Source organism: Pseudomonas sp. NBRC 111143, assembly GCF_001320965.1.
Taxonomy (GTDB): domain Bacteria; phylum Pseudomonadota; class Gammaproteobacteria; order Pseudomonadales; family Pseudomonadaceae; genus Aquipseudomonas; species Aquipseudomonas machongensis.
Window position 1 is genome coordinate 170,550 of record NZ_BCBT01000005.1, and the last position, 11,065, is coordinate 181,614.

The 11,065-nt window shown below is 60.6% G+C and carries 13 protein-coding genes and 1 pseudogene; 4 read left to right on the forward strand and 10 right to left on the reverse strand.

Annotation, left to right across the window (positions count from 1 at the left end):
* Positions 1-6 precede the first annotated feature (6 nt).
* Both imuA and lexA read right to left on the reverse strand, forming a co-directional pair.
* A complete protein-coding gene (imuA, locus tag APH44_RS04875; RefSeq protein ID WP_054891570.1) occupies positions 7-627 on the reverse strand; it encodes a translesion DNA synthesis-associated protein ImuA in 621 nt (206 codons plus the stop codon).
* Positions 627-1,244: a transcriptional repressor LexA gene (gene lexA, locus APH44_RS04880; RefSeq protein ID WP_054891571.1), complete on the reverse strand. Its 618-nt coding sequence runs from the start codon at positions 1,242-1,244 to the stop codon at positions 627-629. The genes imuA and lexA overlap by 1 nt, the downstream gene beginning before the upstream one ends.
* A 94-nt stretch (positions 1,245-1,338) precedes the next feature.
* Here lexA and APH44_RS04885 point away from each other — a divergent pair, with 94 nt between their 5' ends.
* A complete protein-coding gene (locus tag APH44_RS04885) occupies positions 1,339-1,998 on the forward strand; it encodes an HAD family phosphatase (RefSeq protein WP_054891572.1) in 660 nt (219 codons plus the stop codon).
* Between the two features lie 64 nt (positions 1,999-2,062).
* Here the strand turns inward: APH44_RS04885 and APH44_RS04890 are convergent, their stop codons facing one another.
* Together APH44_RS04890 and APH44_RS04895 are read right to left on the reverse strand one after the other, a co-directional pair.
* Positions 2,063-3,262, reverse strand: a complete 1,200-nt coding sequence (locus tag APH44_RS04890) for an MFS transporter (RefSeq protein ID WP_054891573.1) — start codon at positions 3,260-3,262, stop codon at positions 2,063-2,065.
* A 113-nt stretch (positions 3,263-3,375) separates the two neighbouring features.
* Positions 3,376-4,275, reverse strand: a complete 900-nt coding sequence (locus tag APH44_RS04895; RefSeq protein WP_054891574.1) for a LysR family transcriptional regulator — start codon at positions 4,273-4,275, stop codon at positions 3,376-3,378.
* Positions 4,276-4,415: 140 nt separating this feature from the next.
* On the opposite strand from APH44_RS04895, the gene APH44_RS04900 reads away from it, so the two are divergent.
* A complete protein-coding gene (locus APH44_RS04900; RefSeq protein ID WP_054891575.1) occupies positions 4,416-4,754 on the forward strand; it encodes a cupin domain-containing protein in 339 nt (112 codons plus the stop codon).
* Here the strand turns inward: APH44_RS04900 and APH44_RS04905 are convergent.
* Positions 4,751-5,293: an Rrf2 family transcriptional regulator gene (locus tag APH44_RS04905; protein ID WP_054891576.1), complete on the reverse strand. Its 543-nt coding sequence runs from the start codon at positions 5,291-5,293 to the stop codon at positions 4,751-4,753. The two genes, APH44_RS04900 and APH44_RS04905, sit on opposite strands and share 4 nt — an antisense overlap.
* 243 nt (positions 5,294-5,536) lie before the next feature.
* Positions 5,537-5,794: a hypothetical protein gene (locus tag APH44_RS30020; protein WP_156356679.1), complete on the reverse strand. Its 258-nt coding sequence runs from the start codon at positions 5,792-5,794 to the stop codon at positions 5,537-5,539.
* On the opposite strand from APH44_RS30020, the gene APH44_RS30630 reads away from it, so the two are divergent.
* Both APH44_RS30630 and APH44_RS28930 read left to right on the forward strand, forming a co-directional pair.
* A complete protein-coding gene (locus APH44_RS30630) occupies positions 5,783-6,055 on the forward strand; it encodes a hypothetical protein (RefSeq protein WP_371105622.1) in 273 nt (90 codons plus the stop codon). The genes APH44_RS30020 and APH44_RS30630 overlap by 12 nt on opposite strands.
* Positions 6,049-6,537, forward strand: a pseudogene (locus APH44_RS28930) (methyl-accepting chemotaxis protein); the annotation flags it as partial. The gene APH44_RS30630 and the pseudogene APH44_RS28930, both read left to right, overlap by 7 nt.
* 189 nt (positions 6,538-6,726) lie before the next feature.
* Here the strand turns inward: APH44_RS28930 and APH44_RS28935 are convergent.
* The 4 genes from APH44_RS28935 to APH44_RS04940 are packed head-to-tail and all read right to left on the reverse strand — an operon-like array spanning position 6,727 to position 10,662.
* A complete protein-coding gene (locus APH44_RS28935; RefSeq protein ID WP_082420919.1) occupies positions 6,727-7,509 on the reverse strand; it encodes a cytochrome c in 783 nt (260 codons plus the stop codon).
* A 9-nt stretch (positions 7,510-7,518) separates the two neighbouring features.
* Positions 7,519-8,595 carry a copper resistance protein B gene (locus APH44_RS04930; RefSeq protein WP_054891581.1) on the reverse strand — a complete coding sequence of 359 codons (1,077 nt, stop codon included), beginning with the start codon at positions 8,593-8,595 and terminating at the stop codon, positions 7,519-7,521.
* Positions 8,585-8,878 carry a hypothetical protein gene (locus APH44_RS04935; protein ID WP_256216581.1) on the reverse strand — a complete coding sequence of 98 codons (294 nt, stop codon included), beginning with the start codon at positions 8,876-8,878 and terminating at the stop codon, positions 8,585-8,587. The genes APH44_RS04930 and APH44_RS04935 overlap by 11 nt, the downstream gene beginning before the upstream one ends.
* A 14-nt stretch (positions 8,879-8,892) precedes the next feature.
* Positions 8,893-10,662 carry a copper resistance system multicopper oxidase gene (locus tag APH44_RS04940; RefSeq protein ID WP_054891583.1) on the reverse strand — a complete coding sequence of 590 codons (1,770 nt, stop codon included), beginning with the start codon at positions 10,660-10,662 and terminating at the stop codon, positions 8,893-8,895.
* Positions 10,663-11,065 lie beyond the last annotated feature (403 nt).

Consider the following 11,065-nt stretch of genomic DNA (forward strand, 5'->3'; position numbering starts at 1 on the left):
GGCGCATCAGCCTCGTCCGGGAGCGGCGATGGGCGTGGCCGGCACCAGGCCGCCACGGCACTTGAGCACTCGCCACTGTGCCGGACGCGTATCGATGGCGATACGCAAAGCCGCGGGCGACGGGTTGTGCGCCGCCTGCTGGGGTCGGCAGGCGAAGGCCAGCGCCTCACCGGTTTCAGCGGCGACCTGCAAGCGGCGCAATGAGCGGTCATCGGCGCGCTCCGGCCAGCACAGCACCGCCGCACAACTGCCAGAGCGCAGGCACTGCTCGGCAGCCCACAGGGCCTCGTCTGGCTCGGCCGCGACCTGCGCCAGCCAGCGCAGATCAACGCCTGCCGCCTGCCAGGCCGGCGCGTAGGGAATGAACGGCGGCGCTACCAGCACCACCCGCCCACCCTCGCCGCTCAGCCGGGCGAGGGTCGGCCAGAGCAACTGCAGTTCACCACAACCGGGGCTGGCCAGCAGCAACTCGCTGAGCGCCGCCGATGGCCAGCCCCCTTCAGGCAGGCGCTCGTCCAGCGCGGCATGACCAGTGGGCTGCAAGCCGAGCGGGCGCGCCTGGACCTGCCGCCCACGCCAGATTCGGCGCTGGTCGAGCAACCCATCGAGATCGACTACCGCGCCCATCAGTCACGCCTCAGCAGGCCGCAGAACACACCTTCGATGCAGAAGTCGTGCTCGGGGCCCACGTCGATGGGGGCATAGGCCGGGTTGCGTGGCAGCAGCCGATAGCCACCCGCCACCCGCTGCAGGCGCTTGATGGTGACCTCGCCATCGAGCCGCGCAACGACGATCTGCCCGTCGCGGGCATCGGCCTGCTGGAAAATGCCGACCAGATCGCCGTCGAGGATACCGTCGCCGATCATCGAATCGCCGCGCACCTTGAGCAGGTAGTCGGGCGTGCGACGGAACAGGCTGGGGTCGATCAGCAATTGTTCGTGGATACCCAGGTCCGGACCGATCGGCGCACCGGCGGCGACCCGGCCAAGCACCGGAATCTCGAGGATTTCCGGTCGGCGCAGCGGTTCGGCCAGGCGAATGCCCCGCGCCTGGTTAGGCGTGACCTCGATGTAGCCACCCTCATGCAGGGCAGTGATGTGCTTGCGCGCCACGCTGCGCGAGGCGAAACCGAAGCGCTCGGCGATATCGGCCAGGCTCGGCGGCTGGCCGTGGTCGGCGATCCGCTCGCGGATGAATTCGAGAATGGCGCGGCGTTTGGGGGATAATCTGTCCATGGAGCACATTTGTACTCTTTTCCGAAAACACTGAACAGCCCCCTTCGTCGCCGAGTTTGGCTATGATGGCTGCTGAATTGTTTCTTCACTGCCAGGATGCCCGATGCTGACCGCCCTGCTGTTCGACCTCGATGGGACCCTTACCGACACCGACACCCTGCACCTGCAGGCGTTTCGCAAGCTGCTGCACGATTACGACGGCCGTGAACTGACCCAGGAGCAATTCAACGCCCAGGTCAGCGGCCGCTCCAATGGCCTGCTGTTCAAGGAGCTGTTCCCCCAGGCCGATGCCGCCGAGTGCAAGGACCTGGCCGACCGCAAGGAGGCGCTGTTCCGCGAAATGTCGCCCACGCTCGAGCCGATGCCGGGGCTGCTGCGCGTGCTGGAGCACGCCGAGCGCCATGGCATCGGCATGTGCGTGGTGACCAATGCCCCGCGGCTGAACGCCGAGCATATGCTGGGGGCCATGGGCCTGGGCGAGCGCTTCGAGCATGTGCTGGTGGCCGACGAACTGGCCCGACCCAAGCCCGACCCACTGCCCTACCTCACCGGCCTCCAGCGCCTGGAAGCCAAGGCCGCGCAGGCACTGGCCTTCGAAGACTCGCTACCCGGCGTGAAGGCGGCGGTCGACGCCGGGATCTTCACCGTGGCCCTGGCCACCACCCAGCCGGCCGAGCGCCTGCTGCAGGCCGGCGCGCAACTGGTGATCGAGGATTACAACGACCCACGGCTGTGGGCGTTGATCGAACAGATGCAGGCTTGACCCTCGCCTCGGTAGGCGCGGCGGTTCGCCGCTGCGACGTGTTCCGCGCCTACCGAAGAGTGGGTCAAGCCCGCCGCGCAACCATCAGGAAGATCACCAGCGCCAGCCCCGGCAATACCGCGCCCACCAGCGCCACGCCATTCCAGCCATAACCCGCATACAAGGCACTGGCCACTGCCGAACCCAGGGCACCGCCGATGAAGATGCTGGTCATGTACACGGCATTGAGCCGCCCGCGGCTGGCTGGGTCCAGGGCGTACACCTCACGCTGGCCGATCACCATGTTCATCTGCACGGCGAAGTCCAGCAGCACCCCGGTCAACCCCAGGCCGATCACGCTGTAGCCCGGCGCGCTCAGCCCGAACAGCAGCGACAACGGCGCCAGCACCAGGGCCAGCAACGACGCCTGGCGCGCATGCCCGGCATCGGCAAGGCGCCCGGCAATCGGGGCCGCAATGGCGCCCACCGCGCCCACCAATGCGAACAACGCGATCTGGCTCTGCGACAGGCCATGCTCGGTCGCCAGCGCTAGCGGCACGGCGGTCCAGTACAGGCTGAACGTCGCGAACATCAAGCCTTGATAGAGCGAGCGCTGGCGCAGCAACGGGTAGCGCCGCAGCAGCCCGCCCAGCGAGGCCATCAACTCGACGTAGCTGGCCTTGTGTTCCGGCACACGCCGCGGCAGGGTCACGGCCAGCAGCACGACGATTGCCGCCATCAGCACCGCCGCCCCCAGGAACACGGCACGCCAGCCGAAGTGATCGGCCACCAGGCTCGACAAGGGCCGCGCCAGCAGGATGCCCAACAGCAGGCCACCCATGATGTTGCCCACCACCCGGCCACGCTGTTGCTCCGGCGACAGATGCGCAGCCAGTGGGATCAGCATCTGCACCGCCACCGAACTGAAGCCGATCAGCAAGGCATAACCGAGAAACAGCTCACCTTGGCCGTGCCCGCTGCTGCCCGCCAGGAGCAGGCTGGCGCAGGACAGCACAGCCGTGGCGATCATCAGCCGGCGGTTCTCCACCAGGTCGGCCAACGGCACCAGCAACAGCAGCCCCAGGGCGTAGCCCAGCTGGGTGAGCGAGACGATCAGGCTGGCACGCTCGGTGGACAGCCCAAGGTCCGGCGCGATCAGGCCGACGATGGGTTGGGCGTAGTAGATGTTGGCAACGATGGCACCACAGCAGAACGCCAGCAGCGTCACCAGGCCTCGGCTCAGTGACGTGCCGGATGTAGAGGATGTCGCTAAAGAAGCACTCATTTCAGATTATTCACACATGGCAAGACATGCCACGCACCTTAGCGGCCAGGGCCTGCGGAGGGAATCGGAGCGCAACGCAAAGCGGCTTTGCGCCAGGCGCAACGCCACCACGTTCAGGGCCTGAGCAACGACTCGCAGAACTCGATGAACGCCGTTACCCGCCGCGACCAGCGATGGTTGGGCAGGTACAGGGCGTTGATATTGCAACTGGCAGCGATCGGATTGGCCTGCCAGCCCGGGAACAACCGCACCAGACGCCCGGCAGCGACATCGTCGCGCACCAGCCAGTCTGCCAGCAGGCTGACGCCACTGCCCGCCACCGCCGCCTCGCGCAGCAAGTCGGAGTTGGCGCAGCGCAAGGGCCCGGCCACATCCACCTCGATCAGCTCGTCTCCTTGGCGCAGTTGCCAAGGTCGCCCCAGGCCGCTATAGCGAAAGCGCAAACAGGCATGCTCGCTCAACTGCGCGGGGTGTTCGAGCGCAGCATGGCTGGCCAGGTAATCCGGGCTGACCACCAGCCAGCGTTCGAAAGTGCCCAGGGTGCGACTGACCAGCTCGTCGCTCGGCGCCGGATCACCCAGGCGAATGGACAGGTCGTAGCGCCCGTCGAGCAAATCGTCGAAGCGGTCGCTCAGGTCGATATCCAGCTCCAGCGAGGGGTAGCGGGCCATGAAGCGGCCCAGGTGCGGCGCAATCATCCGCCGCCCGAACTCCACCGGCAGGCACAGGCGTAGCACGCCCACCGGTTCCTGCCCGCGATCGGCGACGCTGGCATCGGCCTCGGCCAAGGCCGCGACGATAGCGCGGGCGCGCTGGTAGTAGCCGACACCCGCCTCGGTCAGGCTGACCTGCCGGGTCGAGCGGTTGAGCAGGCTGGTACCTAGCTCGCTTTCCAACGCATCGACCAGGCGTGTCACCGACGAGGTCGCGACCCCGAGCCGTCGACCGGCAGCGGAAAAGCCCTGGGCTTCAACAGTCGCCATGAACATCTTGATGGCCAGCAGCTTGTCCATTGGCGTGATTCCTTGCGCAGTGCCGTGACGTAGTTCCGTAAAGTAGTTCCGTAAAGTAGCTCCGTAACAACGTAGCTCCGTGCGGAAAATCCCGGAACCTTCCTACAATCACTGTCCGGAATCAAGAAAGGCAAACGTCCATGCCCGACAACCTGTTCAGCCCCCTGCCCCCGCTCGACCCTGCGGCCGCCGAGCAATTCGACGAACTGCTGCGCCGCCCAGGGCTGCGCATCGAGCGCATCGTCTCCAGCGGCCAATGCAGCCCGCCCGATTTCTGGTACGACCAGGCCGAAGGCGAGTGGGTGGTGGTTCTCACCGGCAGCGCCGGGTTACGCCTGGAGCACGAAAGCGAAACGCGGGTACTGAAGGCAGGCGACCACCTGGATATCCCGCCGCATTGCCGACATCGCGTGGAGTGGACGCAGGCCGATGCGACGACGGTCTGGCTGGCAGTGTTCTACACAGCCCCTACGAGCTAGAGCCGCTTGAGCGCGATGTCTCCTGCCCCACCCTTGCCATCGCGCCGCTCGCTCATCCAGTCATTGACCTTCTGCCCGAACTCGGCCGGCGCCTTGCGCCCGAAGCGCCGCGCCAGGTCGAGGATGGTCTGCTGGGCCAGTGCCTCTTCCATGCGTTTCTGCGCGCTGAGCATCACCGCATGGATGGCACAGGTGCCCTCGGTGGCCCAGCCGGGCGCTGCGCCGTCGAACAGCGAGCAGCGCTCGCGGATCTCGCGGCAATCGAAGATCTTCTTCGGCCCATCGATGGCGTTGACGATATCCAGCACGGTGATTTCGTCCGAAGGCCGGGCCAGGCGAAAACCGCCACGCACGCCTTCGGTGGCCGCCACCAGCCCGGCACGCGCCAGCTTGGTGAAGACCTTGGCCAGGTATTCCTGCGGCACCCCTTGCAATTCGGCGAGATCGCGCACGCTGGACTCGCGGCTGTCGCCACGCTCGTCGATGAGGAACAGCAGGCAGTGAATGCCGTACTCGACGCCCGCGCTGTATAGCGACATGTCAATCTCCGACCAAATTTGTCGCAAATAGTACGCCCTTCTCCAGGAACTGGCAAAGCCATCCCCCACTTGTCACGAAACGTTGACACAATGTCAGGATGACTTGACACCTTGGATGAAGGTGCACTCTTCCCCACTCAAATGGGCAATTTTTTCGTCAACTATTTTTACGGAACGCGTGCTCTTGAGGATGAACGATGCGAGACCAAATCATTAAACTTCAACTCAAATCAGGGAACAAAACTAACGTTCCAATTTCTTCATCACGTTCAAAAGACGCAATGTCAGCGCCATAGACTTAGCGGTGTCCGATATATTTGTAAACCCTAACAACAAACCGCCATGAGTCGATTTTTCCATGCACCAGTCGCTGAGCGCTTGTATTGCTAAACCTTGGGATTGAGCCGCGGCAGCCACGGCCCTATCGTCACACTGGCCTTTGAGCAATGCGAGGATGTGGGTGCCACCGGCTTGGGGAGCGATGATTATTTGATCACCCAACAGCTGCTCCAGCGCATCAGTGAGGTAACGTCGACGCTCTGCATACAGGACTCGCATTTTCCGAAGGTGTCGAGCGAAAGCCTTGCCAATGCTGTCGGCAATGTTGATGCAGCCGCGAGAGATGGCCTTGCCGCTGTGCAGATTGCAGCCTCCGCTATTAGCCAGCTGGCAGCGCATATCGATCAAACCATGACGGATGTCGCCGGACTGGCGGTCAGCAGCGAGAAAATTGGTGGCGTGCTGGAGGTCATCCTTCGATAGCTGAACAAACTAACTTGTTGGCGCTCAATGCTGCTATCGAGGCTGCACGTGCAGGCGAATCGGGACGCGGCTTCGCTGTAGTTGCCGACGAAGTACGCCATTTGGCTAAACGCACGCAAGATTCGGTCAGTGAAATTCGCCTTGTGGTTGAAAAACTACAGAACGGAACGCGCACCGTAGTGGAGGCGATGGAGCACAGCCACACACAAGCTGCCGGCAGCGTGGAGCAGGTCAAACTAACGAACGAGGCATTAGACAGAATCAATGCAGCCGTCGAGGTGATTACCGAAATGAACCTGCAGATCGCCAGCGCGGCGGAAGAACAGAGCGCAGTGTCAGAAGAGGTGAGTCAAACCGTCATGGCGATCCGTGATGTAACTAAGGAATTGGCTGATCACTCCGAGCACTCGGCACGGATTAGCGCAGACCTCAACAAACTTGCGAACGAGCAACAGCAGTTGATGACAGGTTTCAAAGCCTGAGACTCCAGGCCAAGCAATAGGCCCATACTCATTCAGTGACATCTCGTAGCAGCCGCGGTAGCGTTCGTCCCTCTTAACTCGCCGGGCTGCTCGCTACCCACTCAACTGCGCCGCGCAGTCGCGCCTTTACAGCCCTATGAGGACTCGACAGGCAAACTCACGAAAGCGGCTAACCTGAGAAAGCGGCTGTTAGCCTTGATGGGTGTGCACCTTTCCATCTTTGTGTGTGTGCGTCTTCGAGCCTGGCTTGGAATGCTGATCACCAGAGGACTCGGTAGCATCAGGATGGCCGCCCTCAGACTCATGACCCTGGGAATCTGCCGAGTGCGAGTCATGATTTTCTGACTGCGCCATATCATGGTGCCCTGCCTCAGAGGAAACCTCGCCATGATGGTCTGGCTCATCGCCAATATGCTGCCCATCATGGTTGTGCATCTCACTTTCCCCACCACCGTGCTGGTGGCCGCCACTGGTTGTTACCAAGGCCTTGTACTGCTCCGCGTTCATCCGTGGCATTTGCTCAAGGAAAGCGACAATGCCCCAGATGAACTGATCATCCATGCTTTTGCCCCAAGCGGGCATGCCGGTAGCCTTGATACCGTGTTTAATGATCCAGAAGGCCGCTGCGGGATCATTGCTTAAACCAATCCTGGCAAGATTGGGCGGCGCTGGATAAAGCGCTTGGCTAAGCTCGGTTTTATCCAATCCTGGGGCGAGGTGGCAGCCAATGCACATAGCATTGTAGTTACCGGCACCGGTACGGATAAGGGTTTCATCCTTCAGGTTCGGAACCTCGATGTCCCTTGCGCGAACTTCAATAGAGCGATCCCGCGCCATGGCGAGGAAAGCATGCACCGCCGGGAAGTGAGGATCATCAGCACCGACGTTGACCAGGCCAAAATACGCCGCCGCCAATGCCGTCGCACTACCCACTGTGCCTGCTGCTAACAGCGTTGTAATTGTTCTTTTCATGTCATGCTCTCAAAACCACATCCGAATACCGGCTACGAAACGTGCTTCATCGACATCCCCGCCTTCATCGCGAATCAGGTCTGCCGTTTTGCCGTAGGAACGGTTCCAAGTCAGGCCGATGTAGGGTGCGAACTGGCGCACGATCTCATACCGTAAGCGCAGACCGACTTCGGTGTTTGCCAGACCAGAACCCACTCCACGCTCGGGATCGTTCTTGCCAAAAAAATTAGCTTCAGCGGTTGGCTGCAAGATCAGGCGATTGGTTAGAAGAATGTCGTATTCGCCCTCCAGCCGAGCGGCTGTCTGGCCGTTCTCACCGATGAACGCTGTGGCTTGGGCTTCGAAGTCATAGAGCGCCATGCCCTGGATACCAAAAGCGCCCCACGTCTGTGGTGATCCTGGTTTGAAATCCTGGCGCACCCCAGCAACCACATCCCACCATGGGCTGACGGAGCGCCCATACAGAAGCTGCAACTCAGCGTCCTCGGTGACGCCATTGGTCCGCTCACCTTCGGAGCGGATCCACAGCCGGTTGATATCACCGCCAACCCATCCAGAGGCTTCCCAAGCCAGCGCGCTGCCTTGTTCTGCATCCTGGTACTCAAGCTTATCTAGCAAGAAGAAGCTGTTGATCGCGCTGTCATGCATCTGGTGCCCGCCCAACGGAGGAAAGGCAGCTTGGCGATCAGCATCCGTCAGCACAGGAATCGGAGTTCGGCTAGCCGTCGTTGGGGCATCAGAGCCATGGTTCATCATCGAGTGTTCCATGGCACCATGGTCCATCCCCTGCATGCTGCCATGATCCATCTTGCTGTGGTCCATGTGCGAAGGTTTGGCCGCAGCTTGACTGTGTTTGATTTTGCTGCGATCACCTGGCGGGGGGGTCTTCTGCGGCTTGCTCGCGCCCATGTGCGCGCGGTCCATACCTGGCATCGGGTCCGCCGACGGGGCGGAATCCATTTCCATGGCCCCATGCCCCATCGCCGAATGGTCCATCCCCTCAGCAGCAAAGCCGGGCGCAGCACCCAGCAAGCTGAATGAAACGGTCAATACCAGCAGCGATGGTCGTGCCAGGCTATTGGTCATCTTTCCCTGCCTTAGCTTTATCGCTGCCATGCGATTCCATCATTTTGCTGTGATCCATACCTTCCATCGAGCCATGGTCCATACCTTTCATGGCATCGTGGTCCATACCCTTCATCGAGTCATGATCCATGCCATGAGACCCCTTCGATTTCGCGGCATCGGCAGACTTCTGACTGTGCTGTTCATGGTTGTCGCTGGACCACGACAAAGGAGCATAAACAGCAAACAGACCCGCTATCGCGGCAGAGAGGAAAAAGGCGTTTCGCTTCATTGGTTTGTTCATTTTGGATCTCCAGTTCATTCGTCCACGCGGACTTCTCGGAACATGCCCATTTCCATATGGAACAGTAGGTGGCAGTGATAGGCCCAACGGCCCAAAGCATCCGCGGTTACTCGGTAGCTTCGTTTTGAGCCTGGAGGCATGTCGATGGTGTGTTTTCGAACCATGAAGTTACCGTCCTCATCTTCCAGATCGCTCCACATTCCGTGGAGGTGGATGGGGTGGGTCATCATGGTGTCGTTGACCAAAGTGATACGCAGACGCTCGCCATATTTGAGGCGTAGGGGTTCGGCATCGGAGAATTTCACGCCGTCAAAGGACCAGGCGAACTTTTCCATATGGCCTGTGAGATGCAGCTCGATGGTGCGCCCTGGTTCACGTCCATCTGGATCAATGAACGTGCTTCGCAGATCCGCATAGGTCAGGACATGCCGTCCATTGTTGCGCAGGCCAATTCCCGGATCGTCCAACTTAGGCGTTGGACTCATAGTCTGCATGTCGACCAAGGGGTTGTTTGTTTCTGAGGCAGGGTGAGACTGCGTGGCGCCGCCCATGTCTCCCATGCTGCCGTGGTCCATCCCAGCCATCTTGCCGTGGTCCATGCCAGCCATGCTGCCGTGATCCATTCCCGCCATCTTGCCATGGTCCATGCCAGCCATGCTGCCGTGATCCATACCCATATCGTTCATTGAAATGAGAGGACGAGGATCCACTGCCGGAACTGCAGCTTGCATACCTTCGCGAACGGCTAAAGTGCCCCTGGAGTAGCCTGTGCGATCCATGGATTGAGCAAAAATGGTGTAAGCCTGCTTGTCCTCCGGTTCAACTATGACATCGAACGTTTCAGCCACTGCGATACGGAATTCATCAACCGTGACCGGTTTGACGTGCTGCCCATCAGCAGCCACGACCGTCATTTTCAAGCCAGGGATACGCACATCAAAGTACGTCATGGCCGAAGCGTTGATGAAACGCAGCCGGATTTTCTCACCAGGCTTGAAGAGGCCCGTCCAGTTCGTATCCGGGGCCTGCCCGTTCATGAGGTAGGTGTAGGTGTAACCACTTACGTCAGCGAGATCGGTAGGGCTCATTCTCATTTCAGCCCACATTTTTCGATCCGCGACCGCAGCCGACCATCCCATCTCGCCTACGTCGTTGACGAAGTCGCCCACGGTGCGTTTGTGGTAGTTGTAATAGTCCGACTGCTTCTTGAGCTTGGACAGGACCCTGGCAGGATCCTCGTCAGTCCAATCGCTAAGCATGACCACAAAGTCGCGATCATAGCTGAATGGCTCTGGCTCCTTGGCATCAATGACTAGGGCGCCGTACACCCCGGCCTGCTCCTGGAGCCCAGAGTGGCTGTGGTACCAGTAGGTACCATTTTGATGGACCTTGAACGTGTATTCATACATGCCGTCGGGTGCGATGCCATGAAAGCTCAGACCAGGCACCCCGTCCATGTCCGCCGGTAGAATGATGCCGTGCCAATGGATGGAAGTGTCCTGTTTCAAGCGGTTGCGTACCCGGAGCGTGACAGTGTCTCCCTCCCGCCAACGAAGGGTCGGCCCCGGAAGTGAACCATTGATTGCCATGGCTGTGCGAGTTGCTCCGGTGATGTTGACCGGCAACTCACCGATGTAGAGATCAAAATCGGTGCCTGCCAGAACATTCGGCTGGCCAGGACTGGTTACAGCCCAGACCGGTGCGCGCCACATACCCAGTCCACCCAGTAATCCAGTAGCGGCCAGGCCTTTGACGAAAGATCGTCTCGTGGTTTTGCTTTGCATGCCGTAGTGTCCAGTCAGTCAGAGAATTCGCTGATATCCGGGCCGCTCGATCACAGCCCCGGCTTCCTTCGGGATCCCACAAGTCTTTGCTCGAAAGCGCAGACCGTAGTGGGAGAACGCGTTTTGAAGCTGCCACATAAAAGATTCCCGACTACAGTGCTGCCAGCTTCTTGCGACCTACAAAAAAGGCCACCGTGTGGGCACCAGCCGAGAATCCTGGACTATGGATGACACGCCTTGTCCGCCGTTATCGACTTGAGTTCACGAACCCATCAGAGGTTTGAAACCATTGCTATCAATAACGGCAGGCGTGACAGCAATGCCCGTCTTCAATGACCATAGAGGGCAGGCCCTGACAGCTGACTGATACCAACATTACATTTAAGTCAGCTTCCGGTTAGGG